Annotated in this window: 23 protein-coding genes; 2 read left to right on the forward strand and 21 right to left on the reverse strand. The window is 40.2% G+C overall.

What is annotated here, in order from left to right; translation table 11 throughout:
- Positions 1-115: 115 nt before the first annotated feature.
- Both ACXAF2_RS06395 and ACXAF2_RS06400 read right to left on the reverse strand, forming a co-directional pair.
- Positions 116-394 carry a heterocycloanthracin/sonorensin family bacteriocin gene (locus ACXAF2_RS06395; RefSeq protein WP_475139125.1) on the reverse strand — a complete coding sequence of 93 codons (279 nt, stop codon included), beginning with the start codon at positions 392-394 and terminating at the stop codon, positions 116-118.
- A gap of 289 nt (positions 395-683) precedes the next feature.
- Entirely contained in the window at positions 684-1,625 is a 942-nt protein-coding gene (locus ACXAF2_RS06400; RefSeq protein WP_475137847.1) for a DHH family phosphoesterase, read from the reverse strand.
- Between the two features lie 93 nt (positions 1,626-1,718).
- Here ACXAF2_RS06400 and ACXAF2_RS06405 point away from each other — a divergent pair, with 93 nt between their 5' ends.
- A complete protein-coding gene (locus ACXAF2_RS06405) occupies positions 1,719-2,024 on the forward strand; it encodes a YtpI family protein (protein WP_148970857.1) in 306 nt (101 codons plus the stop codon).
- A 73-nt stretch (positions 2,025-2,097) separates the two neighbouring features.
- On the opposite strand, the gene ACXAF2_RS06410 is transcribed toward ACXAF2_RS06405, so the two are convergent.
- From ACXAF2_RS06410 to ald, 4 genes are all read right to left on the reverse strand, one after another.
- Complete coding sequence (locus ACXAF2_RS06410) at positions 2,098-3,417, reverse strand: DRTGG domain-containing protein (RefSeq protein WP_475137848.1); 1,320 nt, start codon at positions 3,415-3,417, stop codon at positions 2,098-2,100.
- Between the two features lie 305 nt (positions 3,418-3,722).
- A complete protein-coding gene (locus tag ACXAF2_RS06415) occupies positions 3,723-3,965 on the reverse strand; it encodes a hypothetical protein (protein WP_397551920.1) in 243 nt (80 codons plus the stop codon).
- A 105-nt stretch (positions 3,966-4,070) separates the two neighbouring features.
- Positions 4,071-4,751: a metal-dependent hydrolase gene (locus ACXAF2_RS06420; protein ID WP_475137849.1), complete on the reverse strand. Its 681-nt coding sequence runs from the start codon at positions 4,749-4,751 to the stop codon at positions 4,071-4,073.
- Between the two features lie 161 nt (positions 4,752-4,912).
- A complete protein-coding gene (gene ald / locus ACXAF2_RS06425; protein ID WP_475137850.1) occupies positions 4,913-6,031 on the reverse strand; it encodes an alanine dehydrogenase in 1,119 nt (372 codons plus the stop codon).
- 241 nt (positions 6,032-6,272) lie between these two features.
- Here ald and ACXAF2_RS06430 point away from each other — a divergent pair, with 241 nt between their 5' ends.
- Complete coding sequence (locus tag ACXAF2_RS06430; RefSeq protein WP_475137851.1) at positions 6,273-7,601, forward strand: purine-cytosine permease family protein; 1,329 nt, start codon at positions 6,273-6,275, stop codon at positions 7,599-7,601.
- A 301-nt stretch (positions 7,602-7,902) separates the two neighbouring features.
- Here ACXAF2_RS06430 and ACXAF2_RS06435 read toward each other — a convergent pair whose 3' ends face one another.
- From ACXAF2_RS06435 to rbsB, 15 genes are all read right to left on the reverse strand, one after another.
- A complete protein-coding gene (locus ACXAF2_RS06435; RefSeq protein ID WP_475137852.1) occupies positions 7,903-8,379 on the reverse strand; it encodes a Pycsar system effector family protein in 477 nt (158 codons plus the stop codon).
- 5 nt (positions 8,380-8,384) lie between these two features.
- Complete coding sequence (locus ACXAF2_RS06440; protein WP_475137853.1) at positions 8,385-9,677, reverse strand: nucleotide-binding domain-containing protein; 1,293 nt, start codon at positions 9,675-9,677, stop codon at positions 8,385-8,387.
- 840 nt (positions 9,678-10,517) lie between these two features.
- Positions 10,518-11,486 (reverse strand): hypothetical protein, encoded by a 969-nt coding sequence (locus tag ACXAF2_RS06445; RefSeq protein WP_475137854.1) that lies wholly within the window; start codon positions 11,484-11,486, stop codon positions 10,518-10,520.
- Between the two features lie 7 nt (positions 11,487-11,493).
- A complete protein-coding gene (locus ACXAF2_RS06450) occupies positions 11,494-12,063 on the reverse strand; it encodes a hypothetical protein (RefSeq protein ID WP_475137855.1) in 570 nt (189 codons plus the stop codon).
- A gap of 779 nt (positions 12,064-12,842) precedes the next feature.
- Positions 12,843-13,067, reverse strand: coding sequence for a hypothetical protein (locus ACXAF2_RS06455; RefSeq protein WP_475137856.1), 225 nt, complete (start codon positions 13,065-13,067; stop codon positions 12,843-12,845).
- Between the two features lie 29 nt (positions 13,068-13,096).
- The gene (locus ACXAF2_RS06460; protein WP_475137857.1) at positions 13,097-13,258 is read right to left on the reverse strand and encodes an N-6 DNA methylase; all 162 of its coding nucleotides are present in this window, start codon (positions 13,256-13,258) and stop codon (positions 13,097-13,099) included.
- 411 nt (positions 13,259-13,669) lie between these two features.
- Entirely contained in the window at positions 13,670-15,031 is a 1,362-nt protein-coding gene (locus tag ACXAF2_RS06465) for a hypothetical protein (RefSeq protein WP_475137858.1), read from the reverse strand.
- A gap of 324 nt (positions 15,032-15,355) precedes the next feature.
- Entirely contained in the window at positions 15,356-16,210 is an 855-nt protein-coding gene (locus tag ACXAF2_RS06470) for a malate synthase (protein WP_475137859.1), read from the reverse strand.
- 649 nt (positions 16,211-16,859) lie between these two features.
- Positions 16,860-17,228 (reverse strand): hypothetical protein, encoded by a 369-nt coding sequence (locus ACXAF2_RS06475; RefSeq protein ID WP_475137860.1) that lies wholly within the window; start codon positions 17,226-17,228, stop codon positions 16,860-16,862.
- A 208-nt stretch (positions 17,229-17,436) separates the two neighbouring features.
- The gene (locus ACXAF2_RS06480; protein ID WP_475137861.1) at positions 17,437-17,733 is read right to left on the reverse strand and encodes a hypothetical protein; all 297 of its coding nucleotides are present in this window, start codon (positions 17,731-17,733) and stop codon (positions 17,437-17,439) included.
- A gap of 146 nt (positions 17,734-17,879) precedes the next feature.
- Complete coding sequence (locus tag ACXAF2_RS06485; protein WP_475137862.1) at positions 17,880-20,918, reverse strand: efflux RND transporter permease subunit; 3,039 nt, start codon at positions 20,916-20,918, stop codon at positions 17,880-17,882.
- 107 nt (positions 20,919-21,025) lie between these two features.
- On the reverse strand, positions 21,026-22,375 hold the full coding sequence (locus tag ACXAF2_RS06490) for a sensor histidine kinase (RefSeq protein WP_475137863.1): 1,350 nt from the start codon (positions 22,373-22,375) through the stop codon (positions 21,026-21,028).
- A complete protein-coding gene (locus tag ACXAF2_RS06495) occupies positions 22,368-23,045 on the reverse strand; it encodes a response regulator transcription factor (protein ID WP_475137864.1) in 678 nt (225 codons plus the stop codon). The genes ACXAF2_RS06490 and ACXAF2_RS06495 overlap by 8 nt, the downstream gene beginning before the upstream one ends.
- A 202-nt stretch (positions 23,046-23,247) precedes the next feature.
- Entirely contained in the window at positions 23,248-23,493 is a 246-nt protein-coding gene (locus ACXAF2_RS06500) for a hypothetical protein (RefSeq protein WP_475137865.1), read from the reverse strand.
- A gap of 134 nt (positions 23,494-23,627) precedes the next feature.
- Positions 23,628-24,566, reverse strand: coding sequence for a ribose ABC transporter substrate-binding protein RbsB (gene rbsB / locus ACXAF2_RS06505; protein WP_475137866.1), 939 nt, complete (start codon positions 24,564-24,566; stop codon positions 23,628-23,630).
- Positions 24,567-24,573: the final 7 nt, after the last annotated feature.

Consider the following 24,573-nt stretch of genomic DNA (forward strand, 5'->3'; position numbering starts at 1 on the left):
CTAATGTGACTATCATTATCATCGTATGAGTCTCACTTTGTCCCTTATGTATAAAAAAAGACCCCTGCACTGAGTCATGCAGGGATCAAGTTGAACACGATATTCTAAAAGCTGATTAACGCCCGCAGCGTCCACACCGGCCGCAACCGCCACATCTTCCGCAGCCACCGCATCTGCCACAGCCTCCGCATCTGCCACAGCCTCCGCAACGGAAACATCCACCACAGCCAAAGCAGCTAAAGAAGCATGAGAATCCAAAGCCGAAACAGCCTCCAAATCCAAGGAAAAGTCGTTCGTCATTCGGATCATACATGTTTTGATCCCATGAAACAGGTTGTGTTGCCTGGAAATCACCAACATTCAGATTTTGAAGTTCATTATGAAAATGATTCATCAATTTTATTACCTCCCAAGTAAGTTACCCATTGTCTCTCACAATTAAGGAACAAGAACAGTCGAGCTTTCCAAGAAAAAATTCTGTCATTTAGGTAAATTCACTATAAATATGAACACTCCCAAACAATTTATGTCATCTGGCTGGGTATTGTGACTGATACAAAAGCCTATTTTACAGGGGATGAACACAAAAATACTCCCGTCAATGGACCGGAGTTTGACCTTTTTATCTAGTTCCATCAGAACATGAAATAGAGGAGCCGGCATCTGCCGGCTCCTCTTAACACTTATCGATGATTCCTGCACGCTTCTCTTAAATCCTTCATCACTTCTTCTTTTTCTTCCCATGAATAGATCGAAGCCCCTGCAGCAAGTGGATGCCCGCCGCCGTTGTATTTTTTGGCGATGGTGTTGATGACTGGTCCTTTTGAGCGTAGACGGACCCTGATTTGATCACTTTCTTCAATGAAGAATACCCACGCTTTGATGCCTTTTACGTTCCCCAGTGTACTGACCAGTAAAGAAGCTTCTGAAGGAATCACCTGATGCTCCTCGAGAATTTCTTTCGTCATGATCATACTTGCACAGCCGTCCCCATCCATTTCGAAGTTTTGAAGGACATATCCATGCAGCTTGATGACATTGGAATCGATCTCGTACATTTTATTGAATAGTTCATTACGGTCAAAATCAAAGCGAATCAATTCACCTGCGATATCAAACGTATTCTGGGTTGTGCTCGGATAAAGAAATCTTCCCGTGTCCCCCACAATCCCGGCAAATAAAAGTCTTGCACCTTCATTAGAAAGTGTGAGTCCTTTATCCTTACCGAACAAGTAGAATTCATAAATCATTTCGCTTACTGAGCTTGCAGATGTATCGATCCATAAATAGTCTCCGTAAGCATCTTCATTGGGGTGATGATCGATTTTCACGAGCTTATCCCCTAATGAATAACGACGGTCACAGATCCGTTCTTCATTCGCCGTATCGCAAACGATGATTAACGCTCCTTCGAACACATGGTCTTCAATGACGTCCAGGCGTTTTAAATAATGAAGACTTTCATCTTCTTGCCCGACGGCATAAATCTTTTTTTCCGGGAAGGACGTTTTCAGCATTTCCACCAGTCCTCCCTGAGAGCCGTATGCGTCAGGATCCGGGCGAACATGTCTATGTACGATAATCGTTTCATATTGTTTGATGAGTTCCAGTATTTGTTCTTTCATGGGAATCTCCTTTGTAGTGGATTTATTATTTGGCATTCTGTCCTGATATCTGTAAAATAGTAGCGAGAGAAGTCAACGATGGAGGACAAAACTATGTATTTTCTCGCACTACTGATTGTCGTAACATTCACGTTTTATGTCTTTTATAAAATCAGACAGGTTCGAACGAATCGACCGATGGAAAAGAAATGGTTATCGGCGAAGGCAAGCATTGCCCTCGGGCTGTTTGTTGCCCTGTTTGGGATCAATCAGCTGTTTTTATTCCCAGGAACGCTGACGTATTTTATCGGCGGTCTTTTCATCCTGATCGGGCTTGGAAGCTGCTGGGCAGGGTATAAGCTGTACAAGCACGTGCTTCCTTATGCTCAAAGAGAAGCGAAAGAACTGGATAACCAATAAATGCGACAATAGACTGGATGCTTATCCGGTCTTTTTTTCTGATTCCGTAGCCTTTGTTTATCAATTAACTACCTTAATGACGATCAATCAACTGACAGATCATCAATGATTTCCCGACCATTACACCTTCACAATATACTTCTACATCCACTTTACCAAATTTCCTTCCGACGTCGAGAACTTTCGGGTGAATTTCGAGCATGCTCTCCATTTGGACAGGCTTGATGAAATAGATGGTCATGTTTTCGATGACAATATCGCCTTTTTTGTAGGGCTTCAATGCACGATTGGCTGCTTCGGTCATAAGCGTCGTGAATACGCCATACGAGATCGTACCAATTCCCGTGGTCATCTGTGGAGTCACCGCAAAAAGGTAGACTTCTTTATCGCCTTTCTTCTCAGCGGCTGCTTCTACTCCGTTACTGATCAGATCATCAATCGTTTCCCCGACCTGCGGCTGCCTTTGGATCATTTGCAGTGCCTTTAATACGTCCTGACGGCTGATGATTCCCTGGAGCCTGTTTTGTTCATTCACGACCGGGAGTAATTCGATCCCTTCCCAGATCATGATATGGGCAGCTGAGGCAACGCTGGTATTCGGGCTGACGGTGATCGGTTGTTTGGTCATGATTTTATCGATGCCCGTATATTTTTCCTGCCCCATGACGTCTTTAGAGGTGACCATCCCATGTACTTTCAGATTGTTATCGACAACCGGGAAACGGCTGTGGAAGGTATATTGATTTTTTTCGTACCATTCTTCTAACGTATCATTAATATGCAGGTAAGCCGTGTCATCCGCTTTTGTCAGAATATCTTCTACCAATACGATTTCCTTTTTGATGAGCTGATCATAAATCGCTCGGTTGATCATAGTCGCCACGGTAAAAGTATCGTAGGAAGTAGAAATGATCGGGAGTTCGAGCTCATCTGCAAGCTTCTTGACATGATCTTCTGTATCGAATCCACCGGTGATCAATACGGCAGCCCCGGCTCGTAGTGCGTGCTCGTGGGCCTGGGTCCGGTTCCCGATGATCAACAAGTTCCCCGCTTCTGTGTATCTCATCATGGCTTCAAGCTTCATCGCTCCGATGACGAACTTATTGAGCATTTTATGTAATCCGGTTCTTCCACCCAATACTTGTCCATCAATGATATTGACCACTTCTGCATAGGTGAGCTTTTCGATGTTGTCTTTCTTCTTTTGTTCGATCCGGATCGTACCAACGCGTTCGATGGTGCTGACATATCCTTTGGTTTCCGCATCTTTAATCGCCCTGTACGCGGTGCCTTCGCTCACGTTCAGAGCTTTTGCAATTTGGCGGACAGAGATTTTTTCACCGACTGGCAAGGTATCTATGTAGTCTATTATTTGTTCGTGTTTAGTAGCCAAGCTTTTCACCCTTCTTTATAACGTCCTGCTTCATATGTTTATTATAATGTGAAAAGCGTGGTGTTTCAATTTAATCGGGGCTTTCGGTGGTGAAAGCCCCACTTTAGATTAGAGAGTGCTGGTTGATTTCCGCTGCAGGTGCTCGCTTTCCGCGGGGCGTGAGTTGAGCCTCCTCGGGCTAAAGCCCTGTGGGGTCTCAACCTTCACGCTATTCCCGCAGGAGTCGAGCACCTTCCGCTCCAATCAACATCAGCGGTTCGGTTCTATCAAGTTCACATGAAACAATACCCTATAAAATAAAAAGCTCATCCAAATGATCTTGATCTAACTTTCCGTACCGGCTTCGATTTCAACTTCTTGCCCTTACTTGTTCCCTTAGGTGTGTAAAGTAGGGCTGCAAGGTTTCCTGCTACAACAAAGGTGGCAAGTACAAGCCAGCTGATGGCAAAGGTCCCTTGCAAACCTTCTGCAAATATGGACATGCGCGGGGCTCCGTAATAGATGAGAGCCCCTGTGAATAGTAGACAGAGAATGTATCGTTGTTTCACACGTTTTTCCTCCCCTCTAGGCTTGTATTATGTATATGCGAGGGAGTGGAGGATATTGTGTAAACATGAGAAAAAGGGTGATGCAAATGCACCACCCATCCTTTATTAGTATTCGATTATGTCTCCGGCTTTCATGATTTGCCCTTCAGAATCCTCGAGCAGTTCGATGAATTTGTTTGGATCCTGCTTGATTGGCGGGAATGTATCATAGTGGATTGGAACGACTTTCTTCGCTTTTAAGAAGCTTGCGGCCGTTGCCGCATCCTCTGGTCCCATTGTGAAATTATCCCCGATCGGAAGGAAAGCAAGGTCAATCGGATGTCGCTCCCCGATCAGCTTCATATCGGAGAATAATCCGGTATCCCCTGCATGGAAAATGGTTTTCCCTTCAATCATTAAAAGGACGCCGGCTGGCATACCCATATAAATGATTTCATTGCCGTCTGTAATCAGGCCCGAGCCGTGGAACGCCTGTGTCAATTTCACTTTCCCAAAGTCAAATTCATACGCTCCCCCGACATGCATCGGATGAGTCTTCACTAATTGCCAGCTTAAGTACGTCGCCAGTTCATGATTGGCAATGACAAGTGAGTCGTTTTTCTTCGCAAGCTCGACGGTGTCACCTACGTGATCGTTGTGACCGTGTGTAAGGATGATGACATCCGGTTTTTCGTCATCCACTTTAAGGTCTGTCAGTTCGTTTCCGTTAATAAACGGATCGATCAGGATGGTTTTACCGTTTGTTTCGATTTTCACTACTGAATGTCCATGATAAGAAATCTTCATTTTGCATCTCCTCCAAATAAACTTATCTATTTTTTTATCTCGTATGCTACTTTATGTTATACCCGTATTTCATAAAAATAAAAGTGAGTTTGTTCATCGATAAAGAATTCAGCATATAAAAAAAGCCGACTGAACATTCCCATGCAGTCGGCTTCGTGGTGTTATTGTTGCTCTAATTGTGTTCTTGTGTCCGAGTAGTCTACAGCGTGTGCTTCGGCTACGGCTTGGTATGTCACATATCCGTTCAATGTGTTGATACCTTTTAATAGCGCTTCGTTGTCCAGGCACGCTTGTTTGTAGCCTTTGTTTGCGATTTGAACCGCGTAAGGTACGGTTACGTTTGTCAGTGCAATCGTAGACGTACGTGGTACAGCACCAGGCATGTTGGCAACGGCATAGTGCACAACGCCGTGCTTCACGTAAGTTGGATCGTCATGCGTTGTGATGCGGTCCGTTGTTTCGAAGATTCCACCTTGGTCGATGGCGATATCGACGACAACAGAACCAGGCGTCATCGCTTTGATCATGTCTTCTGTTACCAATTTAGGTGCTTTCGCTCCTGGAATCAGAACAGCTCCGATGACAAGGTCCGCTTCTCTTACAGCTTGTTCGATATTCAGCGGGTTGGACATAAGCGTCGTTACATCACTACCGAAGATATCATCCAGCTGACGAAGGCGATCCGGGTTAAGGTCAAGGATGGTTACGTTGGCACCAAGTCCGACAGCCATTTTCGCTGCATTCGTACCGGCAACTCCTCCACCGATGATCGTTACCTTACTGCGGCGAACCCCTGGTACACCTGAAAGTAATACACCTTTACCACCGTGGATCTTCTCTAAGAACTGAGCACCGATTTGAGTCGCCATACGTCCAGCCACTTCACTCATCGGAGTCAATAATGGAAGGGCGCGATTCAGTTCAACCGTTTCGTACGCAATTCCGATCACTTTATTATCGATTAACGCTTTCGTTAATTCAGGTTCTGGAGCAAGATGTAAATATGTAAATAAGATAAGTCCCTCACGGAAATAAGAGTACTCACTTGGAAGTGGCTCTTTTACCTTCATGACCATGTCCATGGACCATGCTTCCGCTGCAGAATCAACGATGTGTCCACCTGCTGCTACGTAATCTTCGTCTGTGAATCCTGAGCCTAACCCAGCTCCTGATTCGATGTAAACCTCATGTCCAAAAAGAACCAGATTCACAACACCTGCGGGAGTCATAGCCACCCGATTTTCATTATTTTTAATTTCCGTTGGTACACCAATACGCATACTAAGCCAACCTCCTAAATGCACTATTGCTCCTTGGAGCATTTACTTCCTAAATATAACACTATTCATATATAATAGCGAAGGGCAATTACTCACCCTGTAAGCACTTACATTCTAACAAATAAATAAGGAAATATCTCTATTTTTCTTTAAAAAATTTAATGATTATTTCTTCGCTTTTTTCCAAAAATTCTTTAAAATAGAAACCATGCATCCTAGTATACCCAAAGGAGACTTTTTCATGAAACAACCCATGATCGAAAGACTCGGACTTGAAACGGTCCCAACCCAATTAAAATCAACCACATGGATCGAATACTTCATCATGCAACTCGCCTTCTCCGTGAACGCAGGAAACTTCCTCATTCCGGCACTGGCCGTCCTGGAAGGCGGACTATCCTTTCAGGCAGCGTTCACAGCCACCGTACTCGGAGCAAGCGTCGCCTTCCTATTCGTATCGTTCCTGTCTCTACCGGGCTCCCGCTACGGCCTGCCCGCCCAATACGTCCTACGGTCCATCATCGGAACCCGGCTGTCGATGCTCATCGCATCCCCCATCCGGTCCCTGACGTCCCTCTACTGGTTCAGCGTCCAAACCATCGGAGGAACCTTCGTCATCATCTCCATGGTGGAAAAAGTAACACCGTACACCATACCATTCATACCAGTCGCCATCGGACTCGCCATCATCATGGCCCTTCTGGCCCTCATCGGCTTCGAAGCCGTCAAGAAAGCTACGAAACTATTCATCCCGATACTCGTGATCGGCCAGGGAATCATCCTCTACCTGTTCCTGACAAAAGGAGCTGATTCCCTCACAACCCTAAGCCAAGGCCAGGAACCCTTTTCCATCGGAACGTTCCTATTCTACTCAAGCCTCGTCTTCGTCCAATACATCTCGGGCGTGAGTGCTTCCTCCGACATTACCCGGTATAGCAAGAGTGATCGGCACGGATACTGGGGACTGTATGGAGGAAACGTCGTCGGATTTATGATGACCGCCTTGCTCGGAGGAATGAGTGCCAGCTTGTTCAAGGATCTGAATCCATTCGTGGCAGCTGGGCAGCTGACTGACTCCAGTTTGTTTCTCTTGGTGATTACTGCTTGTGCGATGGTGTCGATGATTTCTATTAACTTAAGCAATGCGTATACAGGGGGATATAGTTTGCTTAATGCACTGCCTTCCTTATCGCGGATTCAAAGTGCTCTATTGTTCAGTGTTGCCGGAATTATTCTAAGTTCGTTTCCGCAGTTGGTTTATAATGCTCAGGAGTATATTTCTTATCTGGGGATCCTGATTATTCCGATATCGGCTATTGTGGTGGCTGATTATTTGGTTATTCGGAAAGGGAGAATTTCTGAGAGTGCGCTGGTGAGACTTGCGAGTGGGGAGGCGAATTGTAATCGTGAGGCTTTAGTTGTTTTAGTATTTGGGATGGTGGTTTATTTGGTGATACCAGATTCGTTTTCGCCGGGGTTTAGTTGTTTTATTATGACTTCTATTATATATGTTATTAGTAAAATAAGGGGTAGGATGGAAGAACAGAATCCTGTTCAGAAACTTGGTTAAGGAAAAATAGTGAACCTGCATATAAGGTTCACTATTTTCTCTTTATATGGATTGTAACCTATTGTTAGTTCTCCTATATCAATCCTTCTTTTCGGGTTTCGTACTCTTTTTCAGAGATCTTACCTTACACCTTCAATTGATCGATATATTGCAGCTCCAACTCAGTTACCCATTCGTGCCTGTTCACACCTCTTCTTCAGTAACCCAAAAGTAATGAGTGAGAAAATCGGGATCAGATCCTAGCTTCATCTGCTTACCGGGCAGGGGGTCAAATCCCATTATTCTAAAAAAGGCATTGGTTTTAACCACCAAATACCCAAAATAGCCCTGCTATTGTTAAACCAACATATCCAAGACCAGAAAACCAAAATCCTTTTCTGAGAACTTTATATTTCATTGTAGCAGTCTTAGATAAAAAATAGTTCTGTTCAACCACTTTTTCTAACAAGTCTACTTCCTTAATTTGCTTTAATTCCATCATGTAATCCTCTTTATCCATAGAACTAACATTTTCCCAAAATATTAGTCCCTTTGAATTCTTTGCTGAAGTTCTTGGATACACTACCAATACTGCAATAAATATAGCAACTAGTAGCAATACACAAGATAACAAAGTTAAGAAATATTTCGTCACACCCAAGTCGTTGGTAAGATAGCCAAAAAGGATTCTAATAATTAATCCATTTATTGTAATAATTGCAAGTGCTTTTGCATCTGCAAATTTAATATAATCATTTAGATATGAGTTATGGTGCTTAGCAAAATCTCCTTTTTCCATTTCTTTCACCCACTTTCCGGTACACCTAGTATTCTTAGTTCTCTTATTTCATCATTTATAAATATACCAAACTTATCTTTCGCAATTAAGTTACCGTTATAATTATATATATGACACTCCATAAAATGCATGCCAGTATATGCCGTTGATTGTTCACAAACATATTCACCTTCAGATTTTTCCATAAAATATTCAAGACCACTTTTGGACTGTTCTGCCTCAGTTCCATAGTTTACTACCTTCCACTTTATATTTCCTATTGGCATTGAAACATGATTAAGCAATTCAAATCTTAAATACATTTCTTTTTCCAAAGAGCAACTACTTTGGAAATACCTCTCATAAGGCTCATCTTCATCCTTTCTTACACTACAGATTATTTCAAAATCGCTTGGAGAACTATAGACTCGGCCCTTGCTGTTTGATTGTGGTATGGACGAAAATGAGTCAAGATACTTCTCCCAATTAAAAACCCTCATCTGATAATATGAATATGACTTTGTATCTTTTAACACGTATTTATCTTCTACTGTTTCACCATTCTCAGTACGAGTTTTTACATCATAGAAATTATCTGTCAAATCAAGGTATCTATAAACATTTTCACCAATCATAATCCTATTTCTTGGCGAGTGGCTTTGTAATTTTGCTGCTAAATCTGTATGAATACTTGTTGTGGTTACTTCTGTAACATTATCAATTCCATATACTGACCACAAAACATCGCTGTCATCACCAATATCAATTCCTATTCTAATTCTTAGAGGCGGCAAATCATTTTCCTCAAAAAATTTGCTCAATGTATGCTTATTATAGGATTGCATCAATGATGCTGCATTTAAAGCATTTATTATTGCATCACTTTTTTTCATTTCCTTATGTCCAAAATAAGCAAAAACAGCATCTCCTTGCAAACGATGTATATGACCATCAAATGCTTGAAATAATTCAATTGCTGAAGATAATATAGCATTCTTATATAACCTTACCTTAGAAAGTGGGAATTTTAATCCTAATTTTGTTGAACCAGAGATATCTAAAAACATGGAGCAAATATATTGATGATGTGGTAGTATCGATGTATCCGAAAAATCTGGATGGGTACCAATAGAACGAGAAAAAATACTTTTTTCCTTCCCAAACAGACTTCTCAACTCCTCAATAGGTGGTCTTACTTGTTCTATATCATGACTTTTTGCTAAGTTTTCAAATACGGAAAACTGTTGAGACTGAAGAATTACTTCAGTTGGTATTTTAGATGCAAATAATCTATCAAAAATATCATTCAACTGGCTCATATGAATCCCCCTTATCAATATATGCAATAATATTATTATACCATTTATTTCTAATTTTTTATAAAGTACAAGAATGGGCAATCTTTGAATATATCTAATAAAAAAAAGACTCCATTATGAAGTCTTCATTAAAGCAAGTTTTATTTACCTCTTCAGCATCATCTTTGTAAGTATCGTAACCACTAAATCGGAAAACTTCTGCTGCATACTGTTATGCACCTGCTGAGGGTCTGACCCCAATATTCGATACAGATATCCCTCTATTTTTAAGCCCTTTCAAAATAGAATGATAAGACTAATTAGAATTGACACCTCATTCATTACGGTATTCGCATACATCACTTCTTGCCGAAGCTAAGTTTGTTCTTAGAACAGATTATGAATCGGTTAGGACATTCTAATGATCAAATCACAAAAAATGTTATAACTACACCCCACGGAAGAAATGAAAGAAGAAGCTTCATATAAGTTCAAGATCTTATGAAGCTTTCTTTATTTTTTTCAGTGTTAGTATCTCGCTATCAAACCACTCACAAATCTATTCATATCAATGGTTTTAGGCACTTATCACGTCATGGCACCACTTAGGTGCCGGTGTGCAATATCTTTAACGATATGTGAGTAAAGTAGGGTATATTTGAGTTTTGCTATATTCTTACTGTAACATCTTAAACAGAATTTTACCGTTTTTTATGGGATTTCGTTAGTAAAATGTTAGCCTCTGTATCTTGTGAATTTCAATTTAAACGATTTTAAACTAATAGAGCTAATTACAAATAAATGCTCAAAAAACTAATTACAATGTGTTCAATACTCTTTCTGTACTTTGATGAGTTGAGTTTAAAGAAGATTTAATAAATTTTGAAAGAGATTAACAGTATCTCCTTTTATTTTATTGTAAATAAGTGTATTACGTAGGTGTCCAGTACAAGTATTAATAGCATATTTAATAGAAGTCTTATCCCGTTTATTTATCATTTGTTTATACGCTTCACAGTTATCATTAAAATACATAACATTTGAAGGGGTATGTAAATTCTTTCTGGTATAGTTATATAAGTATAAAAGAACTTCTTTTATTACATCCATATCAGTTGTTGAGTCAATTATTCCTTTTAGTTCATATTGAGTAACATCTGCTATACTATTTGCACTTATGAATTTAATTTCAAAATCCCTACTACTATAGCAATTCACTTCTTCTATAATGTCTTCCAATTCAAAGTCTAAATCTAAATCAATCTTAAAAGATTGCAAAAAGGAATCCAATTTCCTTAGACCTTTAAACTTCTCTAAATAAGTAGACTTTTTTACATTATTTAGTAGTTTTTCTTCTGATATTTCATCTACAATAAAACTGTTCCAGAGTAAAATATCAACTTCCTGATTATATGGCCCATCATCATATGTAGCAGATGATAAATTGCTACTACCTAATAACGATAATACAGCATGTCCACCTCTTGTCTTAATCGCTAGCTTCTTATGGTATTGCCTTAAACCATGCTTATTCACTTTTTTTATAAGTACTTGTATGTCTGCTTCAGGGATTTCCTTACTTATATGCTTTGCTGATTTTATAAATGAACTGTAGTTTTCTTGATTATTTCCTACAATTATTATCTCTTTTTTATCAGATGATGCGAAACCCTGTTTTAGGCATTGAATAAAATCATTTCTTTTGGCTATATCCTCTTTTAAATAGCCATAACCTAAAATGATTCTATCACCATTAGTATTCAGCACCTCGTGTAGAGCCTTTCTAAATAAACTTTCTTCTCCACTCCTATTTAGTACTATATATCTCAAAAATAGATTACCTCCTCTTTACTATAATTTTCTTTTCTTCTCCAAATTTCTTTAATATCTCCTCAATTACACGTCTCTGTGTTTCGGAATATGCATCAGACTTATATCCAAATTCTTTCATTAGCTCATTAATATCAAGCTTTAATCTATCCAATTTCTTATGTTTGATTAAATACGTTATAAGTTTTTGCTTATTTTCCTTTTCATTTATTTTCAGAACGTAATTTTTATAGGAATCTAATGTTTCATTATCCTCTGCTAAAATCCTTATAAGGTTCTTTCCCTCAATTAATTTTAATTTATCCAATAAATTGTTTTCATTTAAAATTTCTATAACCTCTTGCATTTTAGAACTATTAAATTTTATAATCTTGTCTTTTGATAGTTCTGCAGTAACATATCTTGTAATGAGGGTTTCTTCATTCCTATAATTCGTTATAAATTTTATTACTTCCTCCTGAATTTGTTCTTGCTTTTGCTCTAGATAGGATTTATATTCTTCTATCTCTAAGTAATGATCTATAAGTTTGAATATAAATAGCTCGTATTCTTTTAAACTAAAATCTTGATCATCCAAATAAACTTCCTCCTAAAAATAAATGTGCGTGAAGTGTCAATATGAGGGGAGGTGACATTTTCCTAACGAATTATCACCTCTAACTAATTAAATATCGTCCCCTGTTAAGTAGCTTTTTAAAATAGCTTTCTCTACTCTATTTCATTTCTTTATCATATATGTATCAGGTGATAATTCCTGCTCAATAACATAATCCTTCTTTTTAAACCATTTTACAACTTCATCATATTTAGGATTATTCTTTTTAATTACAACTGAAGTTACTTCTATTTCTCTTATTGTTATCTCCTCTTCAAGAAAGAGTAATAAGTTACTGCCTATTCCTTTTCTATTTAAGTTACTTACACAAAGTGAAATCTCACCTTCTGTTTTCCCAAAAACATTTTGATGAAAATCTATCCAACCAATACCTAAGGTTTCATTATCTTCATGAATTTTCCACCATTCATAATGCTCTAAAGGTTGTTTTTCTGAATACCCTCAAACTCAAAAGAATCTTTATGTGGCGTAAGTGTTTCCTCAATTTCTCTATTCCAAGCTGGAGTTGCAATTTTACTAATTTTCATGTTTTCACCCCTAATCAACTTTTGAGCATTGCACGTGATTCTAAACATCTATGTGAATATCTATTTAAACAATTACATTTAAATTATATATTTCAATTGTATACTTTTATAGAAATAATTGTAAATTAAATTAATAGGAGACATACAAATTGAGTGTCTCCTATTAATTTATTTTATTGGTAGAAAATTCTTATTTATCAACTGAACTAGAGTTTAACCTTCAATGTTATCAATAATCTCATATGCTAGGAGGTCTGGATCTGGAAGATTATCTAAATGGGTAAGTCCCTTATCTTTAAGCCAAAATATATCAAGACTTGTCTTATCTCTTGAAATAATTTCTTCGTAAGTGAATTTACGCCATCTCTCTTCTGGGGTAGCAGAAGAAATTAAAGTATCCCCGACAATTTCACCAATGTTGTGGAGGAACATGTTCATTAAACACAGTCTACATGTAAGAGCAACTATTACGTTTCCATAAAAGTTTTATTCTTTAAAAACTCCTTCTTTTCTCGATTTAGCTCATAATTCTCAGTAATATAATCATAGGCTGCTAAAAAGAAACCACCAGTACCACATGACGGATCTATAATTTTTTCCATTGGTTGCGATTGTACACAAGCAACCATTGCCTTGAAAGTGCTCTTGGAGTTAAGTATTGAAAATTGGGATCTGACCTTCAGTACATTAATACTTCAACGCACCGAGGGTCAGACCCCAATATTTCAGATGAATAAAAAGACAATCCAAAAGGACTGCCTTTAAGAAATACTGATCAGTACATTTTTATTTTAGTTTTAAACTACTCTATGCTTGACCTTTTTTCTCTAAATACTTGATAAAGGTCAATAAATTCAGCTCTTAAATCTTGACCATTTTCAAATTTAGGCACTATTGCCAAATTAGTCTGATGAATTAATGATGCTCTGATGTTTAGATCCTTTAATTTAGAAACTCTTTCATAAGCAACTCTAATTAAGACTTCATTAAAATCCGCCAATATTTTAGCGCTTACATACGGGTATCATTGGAACTTTACATTAACTGTTTCTTTCCCCGATAAATTCGATGAACTCTATATCTTGATAATTATACATTACCTTCCAGTCCGCTTTCTTATAACCACGTGCAACTGGATTGCTGTCCTCATCTTCGTAAATAACTCTAAATACACGAGTATGTTCGACCTCTTTACCGTTAATGTCAAATGTTAATTTAACTTCAATTTCACTGATAGCAGGAGCACTATCTGTTACGCCCACCAATTCGTAACTAATTAGTGATTTACCGATAAACAATACACGTAATTTGCCTGCTAATTTCTTATCTGCCAACCCCTTACCAAACATCTTAGTAGTCATTTTAGCTAGGTTTCCGTAATTGCCTGTTTGTATATAACCGAGGTACTCTATAACGGCTTTTTCAGGTGTGTCTTCACCGTATTCAGATAAGTCACCGTTTAAAGGAATGTCTACACCAACGGCTACCTCCCGAGGCTTCCAATTGTCCATAAACTCTCTTTCTTTTCTGCTTTCTTGCCATAACTCTAACGCAGAAGCTATTTGTTCACTTGATTCCTCTATTGTTGGCGGTACGTAATCTTTCGTAATACCCTTTTTACCTTCTTTAATTCCTTTAGCCCAATCTGCTAATGACAGTAGAGTTGCTAAGGCTTTCGAGGATACTTGAACGTTACCGTAACCTAGATCCCTACCATGCAATATTCCGTTCCTATAGGGTAGTGTAATTTCTTCGTTAGTTGTCTTTTTACGGCTTTTACCAAAGATTTTAGCAACAGTACCTAACCCGCTTTCGTGAGCTGCGATTGTATCCCATACGTTAAGATCTACTTTTTCAGCAAAGAACCCATACCGTTCAAACTCATTTACAAAGCCATCAATAAGCATTAAAAACAACGGCACACTAGCGTAATATCTACCGCTAAAATGATCATCTAAAGCGTTCATTAACAGTTCTCTTCTCGGCTTAAATTCTTCTATACTTTTTAACCGTGTAGCAAGAAAGCTTACATTTTCTCTATCAGTAAAATAACTGATTAACTCTTTTTCGGCATCGTTTGACTTACCACTTTCAGCAAGTTTTACGCACTTTTTCATTAATTCAAAACTAAGTGTTTCATACGCTATCCAACCTTTATTAGCGAAAAAGTTGTTAAACTTATCTACCGTATTTACCAACTCTTTAAACTGTTTATGAATAGTCTCTGCATTTTGGAATACTTCTTGATTAACTGAAGTGCCTAATCCTAGAAGTTCTGCAACTTTAAATAAATCCCCTAACTCTTTCGCACCTTTCATGTTTGCTTCCATCTCTTGCATACTATAATTATCTTTTATTTTCTTTCTATTATTATTCTTCTTTTTACGCTTCTTTTTAGCCAAAATATCTTCCCCTCCGACAAAATAATTGTATAATATTACAAATTCTAGAAATAAGACAAAAACCCTTCAATGAAATAAAAAAAGCCTCCCTTAAGGTAAGCGCAGTAGAATTGGGTCAGACCCCCAGCTCATTGACGCTTCACTGTACCGAGGGTCATCCCAATATAAAATGAGGGCTGAGGTAAAAAGCGAGACGAAGGAACAAGTAAGGTGTCCAAAAAACACCAACAGGGACAAGGCGGCCGCCTTGTCCCTTTTTTAACACTATTCGCATTGAACCTAACACACTCACCTTAAATGTGCCAGCTCCCCTACTGTTCTTATCTAAGCACGCAATAATGCTCCATTCGGCTCTTTTAACTCCTGCTCTACTATTTGATTCACCTTAAAGAAGTGGTCCAGAAATTGTTGTGCCAACTCTTGTTCCTCCGTGTCACTTTTCAATGAAACGATGTCGCGCAAAATCTGAGCCATCCACGAATTATCAAAATAACGGTACTTACCTGTATTCCAAGTCGTTTGTTGAGGGGATTTTTCATTGACATAGTACTTCCAAAAAGGCATCTGCTTCGATTCCTCGTCTGAAAGTTGGAGTCTGTAATGGGAATGGGCAGGAATATTCCCATCTTCACAAAGTTTACCGATGAAATGATCCTTCACCATATAGACTCCTAATATCCGTCTGTCTTTTTCGGGCATGCCGGGATCGACCGCTGTCAGCAGGACCGCACTGTTTTGGTGTAAGCGACTGGGTTTGTTTGGCTTACCCTTATTATTACCACTTTTTATTTCACCAGAGGAAACCGTCCAATCTGAAAAGGAGCTACTCTGTTCTTCTGTATCGCACCGGTAAACCATCTGCGATTCGGGATGAAGTTTATGATTTTTCATACGTTTTTCATGACCCATTCGAAGCTCCTGGTGTTTTCTTTGCCGTTCCTTTTCCTCTTGCTTCTGCATTTCTTCCTCTTTGCGTTCCATTTCCTGCTCGTGTAATATTTTTTCAAGTGAATTGGCAGCACTTTTATCATGTAGTTTCAAGTGCTGTCCAAATACATCCGGGTAAACAAATTTTTTATTTTCCGAGGCGAAATGGATTTCAACTACCGTATCATTATGATTAACGATGCTTCCCATACCAAACCGCTCATGTGTAACTTTCTTATTGATTAAATTCAATATATTAGTCCTCCTTGTATAAACACTCGGGTACTATTGCCTAAAAAGCTCACAAAAACTGTTTGAATTTCCCTTCGAAACAAATTAGATAGTTAACTAATCGTCCAATGTAAAAAATCACCAGATAATAATCATACCTTTTTTTCGATAAAAATACAAATTTAGTATTGACAAATTATTTTATTGCAAGGTAAAATGGAATTTTGTTCAAATCTTGTTGATTGGTACAACCGTGCGTTTTTGGTTTTTCTCCGGTTAAACGGGGACGGATCCAATTTGACTTTTTACATTAATCTGGAAAAGCGCACTTTCAACTAATGACCTTATCAGCCATTGATGATATAGACCTGAACTCTCCTCTTCATCTAGTAGAAAATATTCTCTTCCAAGTGTTCGAACCAGAGCTCCTCCGTATCAACTACTCAAACATCATGATTACATGCATCCTGATAACCAAATGTCCAATTAGCGCCTCCACCCTATCTACATCCTTAGCGTCGCTATGTTGGTGGTGTTCTCTAATATCTATTCTTTCTCTAAGTTCTTAAGTCTGTTTGCAAGTTATTTCCGTACCCGATTCACATGCTTTTCGCCGCACGAAGACCTTCCGGAATCAGCTCTATCATCAAGCTGGTCACTCCCGGAATCATCACACCAGTCCTCTTTCACAGACATTCCCATCCAATTCAAATAATACCCCAAAAGCGAAATCCTTCGTCGTCCTAAATGTAAACACATACCCATACTCATACTTCTCCGACTCCAACCGCTTAATCAAACGTTTAATCCGGGAATGAAAATACTCTTCAACCTTCTTCCCATTGTAAAACCACATATCCCTCCAAAACTTCCGGATCGACGGGACATATTGACTTTCCCCAAGCACCACACACCCGACCTGAACCTTGTCCTCATACTTGGCATTCAACAGAATCCACACATACAGGCAAAGATCCTCTATGCGATCAAATGTATCCAAATCCAACATCCTTTGTTTTAGTTTTCTCCATCCACTCATTTGATTCACTCCTCATTCAATTGGTATTCAACTTTTATATAGGGAGATAGGCTGAGGAAGGATACCCTTAGGTGAATTTTCTTTCTAAAAAAAGTCAGGTTTAAGGCAAATATTTTTCAGACAGTTTTATATTTAAATGATTATTGTCTCGATAAGGAAAATAGAAAGTTGAAAAAGTTCTATATCCCTCACTTCCTTCCCTACCCCTCTACCTCCTAACAGGCACAAAAGAACCATAAGCACCAATAAACGTCATTTCCTTCCCCATAAATCGGGTTGTATGAACAGTAAAAAAAACATAATCATGATACTCTGAATTACGTTTAATCATTTTCTCCCCTAACGCCTTCAACGTTTTATTCTCTAAAGGTTGGTTCGCACCAACTCTTTCACTGACAACACCTAACAACCACTCTGCGTACTTATCCTCTGTAGGCTTTGTCACATACATGCTGCTCAATAAAACCACCATCACGGCAACACTGACGATGATCCACTTCTTCATCACGATCCCCCCTATAGGAACAGGCAGAATGCTCATCCTGCCTGTTAGTTAATACATATATGTTAGAAGAACACTGGAGATGTATTCAATCAAGTCAGCATCCCCCTCTTAAAATGAAACATTCTTGCACTTAATCTACCTCATGTTTAAGATAACCTTCTCCATTTCCCTACTGCACTGTACAGAACGGGTATGAAGACAAGGGTGAGCAGTGTACTGGTGGTCAGTCCGCCAATGACTGTGATGGCGAGCCCTTTCGATATCACACCTGAAGAGGATGTGGATAAAGCCAGTGGGACGAGTGCCAGGATCGTAGCAAGTGCCGTCATGAGAATGGGACGGAAGCGGGTGGTACAGGCTTCAATGACGGCACGCTCTAAGGTCATTCCGCTGATGCGATTGGCTTCTACGCGGTCCAGCATGACTACCGCATTGGTGACGACGATCCCGATTAGCATCAGCATCCCGATCATTCCGCTCATGGATAGGGTTTCACCTGTGATCAGGAGGGCTCCCAGAGAGCCGATTGGGATAAATATCAATGATGAAAGGATCACGAATGGGGTGATGACTCCCCCGTATGTGATGGTGAGCGTTAAGAACACCAGTCCTATGGCAATCATCATGGCCTGACCAAGGTCACGGAATCCTTCTATCATCATGTCTTGTCCGCCACCGACTTCCCATTCCACTTCTTCTGAGATGGGTAGTGAGTCCACATCTTTTTCTACTTGTTCCGTGACGGCTCCTACCTCCTCACTGGCACTTTCTGCTGATAATGTGTAGGCAAGTTTGCCGTCTTTATGCTGAATACTTGCTGGAATGAACTGTTCCTCGATCGTTGCGAGTTCGATTAAAGGTTTTGGTCCCTGCGGTGTGAGGATCTCCGTATTTTCCAGTTCTTCTTTGTCACGGATTAGCTCGTTGTATGTTACCACTACCTCGAGCTCTTTGCTGTCAACCTCCATGACACCCGCTGACAGTTCATTCATTTTTTCCTTTAGCTGCTGGTGAATACTATATTGATTGACGCCTAGTTCAACGGCTTCATCTGTTAATTCCAATTTGTATTTCGTTTGAAGCTTTTGTGCAGAGCTGGACACATCCGTTAATTGGTCATTTTCACGTAAGGCACCTCCTACCTGATCGGCAGCATCGAGGAGAGCCTCTACATTCTCCCCGTAGAGGGTGATGTCAATCGTCTTTCCAGATGGAGGTCCTTCCTGCTGTATCTCTTGCATTCGAACGGTGCTGTCTTTGTATGATGCTGATACAAGTGCAGATAGTTCTTCTTCCAGGGCTTTTCGTTCTGTTGTCACGGTGTACCCATCTTTTAATTGAATAAAGAAGGTGGCTTTATAATCAGCCGATGCTTTTTGCTTTAATTGATTCGTGTTATTGACGGATCCTACAGAGCCTTGAACGTACTCTACGGACGCTTCTTTCATGAGCATGTCTTCTATTTCTTTTGCAAGCCTATCGGTTTCTTCAAGTGTTGTAGACACTGGAAGTTCAATGTCTGCCTCTACCGCGCTTGCCGGACCACTTGGCAGAAAGGACTTGCCGATGAATGGTACCAGGAAGAGAGCTCCGGCCAATAATATTGCAGCACTTACCATGACGATCTTTTTATGGTTCAGGGAACCCTTTAATAACCGGTGGTATGCTTTTTGAATCCAACCCTGCTTCTCTTCATGGCGTCCTTCTTTTAAAAGGGCCAAAGCCAATACCGGGATGAGGATGAATGCTACAAGCAGGGAAAGAACAATCGATGTCACCACGGCAATCGAGAACGGTTTAAAGAACTCTCCTACAATTCCCCCTACAAAAGCCAAGGGCAGAAACACTACAACGGTGGCCACCGTAGACGACGTGACCGCTCCGATGACTTCTTTAGTAGCGTTTAGAATGAGCTCCCGTTTTGACAGCTCTTTTTTCTTATGCATCCATTGGAACATGTTCTCGATGACGACAATACTATCGTCGACAATCCGGCCGATTGCCACTGCCATCCCGCCAAGCGTCATGATGTTTAAGGAGTATCCCAAATAGTCAAGAACGGCAATGGTCCCTAATATTGAAATCGGTAATGACAGTATGGCAATGAACGTGGCCCGGAAATTTCTTAAAAACAACAAGATGATCATGATTGTAAATAAGGCACCGAATCCGCCTTCCTTTAATAGGGAGTTGACGGATTTCTCTACCTCTTTCCCTTGATCCGTGATGGTGTATACTTCATAGTCATACGATTCATTGAAGTCTTCCACCTCTTCTCTTACAAGCTCAACCACATCAGCCGTATTCCCATCTTGGGTTTTCGTTACATTTAACAAAAGTGCCGGTTTTCCATTATACCGGGTGATACTGTTCTGTTCGTCAACTTCTTTGATATCAGCCACATCACTTAAGGAAATGAACGATGATTTCTGAGGCTGGGGCTGGCTCCCTTGCTGAGGGACAGGAATTTGGATCTTCTTCATCTCTTCAACGCTGGAAATGTCCCCCTCTATACTAACCGGGATCTTTCCTTCTTCATCCAGACTTCCAAGCGGCAGCACGTGGTTTTTCTCGTTCAACACATTGATGATGCTTGTCACGGTTACCCCGTTCTCAGCTGCTTTTTCTTCGTCTACATCTACGACAAGCTTGGTTGCGGAGGTTCCTGAGACTGTTACGTCACTCACACCTGCAATGGTTTGAAGCTGTGGTGCAAGACTATCCGTTACATCATCTTGTAACGCTGATAATTCATCATCTGCAAAGGCAATTTGATAAATAGGCTTCGCACTGGCTGATAACCGTTTATACGTAAGAGTGGCATCTTCAGGCAGTGAAAGCTTACTGATGGCGGATTGAATATCACGTTCCCGTTCATCCATGTCTTCATCAAAGTCATAGCTTACTTGAATCATGGCACTGTTTGCCCCTGTCGTACTCGTTAATTCTTCATAAGGGGCCAGTTGTTCAACCGCTTCCTCGATTGGCAGAGTGATATCCTTCTCCACTTCTTCAGAGGGATGGTTCGGATAACCCACCTGTATCATAAGGGTTGGAACCTCCACGTCAGGGTAGGTTTCCAACTTAATCGTATGTGTTGATAGTAAACCTGCTGCCACCACCAGGATTGTTAACACAAGGATGGCAACACTATTTTTCAAGCTGAAATCAATCCATTTTTTCATCTTCCGCATGTCTCCTTTCGATTATGATTTCACTATAAAAGAGAAATGTGCCCTGAATATGACCAAGAAACATAAAAAAAAGGCAGACTCTATAGAAGAGTTTGCCGTTATTTCGGGAGGACGATATGAATAGAAGTTCCTGCTCCAACTTCACTTTTAATGGAGATTTCACCTTCATGAAGGTCAATGATTTTCTTAACAATGGCCAGCCCTAATCCACTGCCCTGTCCTGAACGGACCCTTGCTTTGTCCACCTTGTAAAACCGGTCAAAAATAGACGGAAGATCCTTTTCAGGAATCCCCATCCCCGTGTCCGAAAAAACAACGTGGATTTTGTTTTGCATCTCCCTTACCACTACTTTAATTTCGCCACAGGGATTGGAATATTTGATACTGTTGGTTAGTAAATTATGCCATACCTGTTCTAATTGCAATCGGTCTGCTGTGATCTCTGCTTTTTCAACCTTTTCTAAATCCATCTCAAGTTTTTTTTCAAGCCATTGGGGCTGATGGCTTAAAAAAACGTGCCTGATTTGTTGATCGAGGCGAAAGGTTTCTTTCTCCAGTAATGAATCCTTATTTTCCAACACGGACAGTTTTAATATGTTCTCACTCAGCTTTGCAAGTCGTTCACTCTCTTTTTGAATAATGGTTAAGTAATGATCCCGCTGTTCTTTTGAAAACTCATTTTCCTTTATCGCAACAGCAAATCCCCTGATCGATGTCAAAGGTGATTGTAAGTCATGTGAAACATTGGATATAAATTCTTTTCTCATCGTTTCCAATTTCATCAGTTCCGTAGTCATTTTGTTAAAGCTTCTGACCAATTCGCCGATTTCATCTTTTTGCTTAATGGAGTTGATTTGCTTGAAGTCACCTTTTGCGATTTTGGTTGTCAACGCGGTCAGCTTTTTAATTGGATTGACTAATAGGTAAGCTGCCAGTAAATAAAGTAAGCTGCCAATCATCAACACATATATTAATACGGTAATCAGAGCCTCTTTAATAACATCAATGCGATCCATGATTCTTGGCTTGAGAAAGAGCGCATATCTCTTTTCCTCCACTTGAAATGGCAAACCGATTGTCACTTTCTTTAACAACCTTTTTTCCGTGGATTTCACCCGATACACGCCTCCATTCAGCACTTTCCGGACGTCAGAAGGGGCTGCCAATGGTTCATCCGTATGTTTTCCAAACACCTTCACTTCTCCATCTTCTGAATAGAGGGCTATCGTCATGGCTGGTATACCCGCTAAATAGCCTTCAAGGTTCTCTTGTCCCATCGTTTTCTGTAACTGAATGATCCCCTTGCCAGCCTGGATCATTTCTTCCTCCAACTCATTTAACACACGTTCTTGATAATAGCTGAAAGTGATAAAGAAAGCGGCTGTCAAACTTATTCCTACAACCAAAATGAATGTGACTACAACGCGGACATATAACGTGTTAAACATCCTTCGATCCCTCTAAACGATAGCCCAGTCCCCTGATTGTCACGATATCAAAAGCCGTTTGTTGATTTAATTTTTTTCTTATTTTCTTAATATGTGAATCGACGGTTCGATCAAAGCCTTCAAAACCACTTCCCCAAACTTCTTCTATTAACTGGTCTCTTGAGAACACTTGACCAGGATGACTGGCCAGTTTGTACAGGAGTTGAAACTCTTTTAAAGGAAAAAGGACAGGCTCATGATTAACGGTCACTTCCATCCTGTTCGCATCGATGATGACATTTCCAATGGTTACTCTATCTGCCGTATTGATTTTGTATCTTCTCAACAGCGCTTTAACCCGCATCATCAACTCATGTGCATCAAATGGCTTGACAATATAATCATCCGTCCCTTGCTGAAAGCCTTTTACTTTATCTTCGCTCTCACCCTTAGCCGTAACCATTAAAATCGGCAGGTCATATAACTCCCTTATTTCCTTACAAAGCTCCCAGCCGTTTTTATTTGGCATCATCACATCAATGATACATAAATGAATGGTGCGCTCAGATAAAAGATTCGCAGCTTCTACACCATCGTTTGCTTCTACAACTGTATATCCCTCTTTTTTCAAATAGATCCCGATCAGTTCCCTGATGAAATGATCATCATCTGCTACTAAAATGGTGGCCAAGATAACACCTCATTCTAAAAAAATATCTTTATGTACAACCAGGAATAAGAATTATATCGATTGTCACCATTATAGTATAGGTGATGAAATAAAAATAATATCACTGCATCTTCTTCATTTGCTTTATAGCGCACTCAACACATTGTCTGATTCATCTGCTTGAGGAACGTTTTCCTGAATACAATAGAAGTTTTTATTATGTTTATGGTACATCGGAAATGTGACGTGAGTATGACCCATTAGATCTAAATGTAGTTGTTTCATTGAGCAGGAAGATTCTACACTGACTGCTCAAAATCGTGTATCGAGGGTTTGACCCGAAAATCTTCAAATGATGAACTGCCACTGATTTTTTATCATTGGGAATGTCTGGTCGAATGTCAATGTATGGAACAGTCCAGTAATCATTCTCATCGTAAATTCCTCCATGCGTTTTCGTAAGTATCATCGAAATCCCCTCCTCAAAAAGAATATTAATTCTATCTGCATTATTATAGATTCCTGAGTTGTTCATCTTAAATCCACTATCCAAAAGAAAAAGCCCCTTCCGCACAAACACACGAAAGGAGCTTCCCACCAAGTTTATTCTTCTGTCGCCTCTATATTCTCCTCCGTCACCAACTTCAACGGCACCGGAATCTTCTCCTTCACTTTCTTACCCTGCAACACATCAGCCCCAGCCTGCACGGCCAACTGACCAATCTTCTCAGGCTGCTGAGCGACAGTCGCAGACAGATTACCATTCCGAATGCTAGTCATCGCATCTTCATTTCCGTCAAATCCAACGACTAATACATCACGTCCGGAACTTTGAATTGCCTGCAGTGCTCCCAATGCCATTTCATCGTTATGAGCGAACACCGCTTTGATATCTGGATTTCCCTGAATCAGGTTTTCCATTGTATTCAATCCTTCGGTACGATCGAAGTTTGCCGTCTGTTTGGCCACGACATCCAGCTTTTCATCAGCAATGTTGTGGAATCCGGCTCCCCGCTCACGAGTGGCGGATGCTCCAGGGACACCTTCCAGTTCTGCCACCTTTGCTCCTTCACCAAGCTGTTTGACGAGGTATTCTCCAGCCATTTCGCCACCCTTTTCGTTATCCGAGCTGACGAGTGTAGCGACGTCCCCTTTTTCAGCTGAGCGGTCTAGGGTGACGACGGGAATGCCGAGACTGTTGGCAGACTGGACGGCGGTTGAGATGGCTGCTGAGTCTGTCGGGTTGATGAGTAAGACGTTGACGCCCTGCTGGATGAGGTCTTCTACGTCATTGATTTGTTTGGCAGCATCGTTCTGGGCATCGACGACGACGACTTCCATGCCTTGTTTTTTCGCTTCGTCTTCTACTCCGTTTTTCATGGAGACGAAGAACGGGTTATTTAGGGTTGAAACGGATAGTCCGATTTTGATGTCTTCCGGGTTCGAGCTTTTATTTGGCTTCGCCCATTCCGGCGGCTGCAGGGAGCAGGCACCCAGGAATAGGAGTGACAAACTGATAAGTAGTAACCATGCTTTTTTCATAGTATCC

The organism is Rossellomorea sp. ABR4_004 (assembly GCF_056159585.1).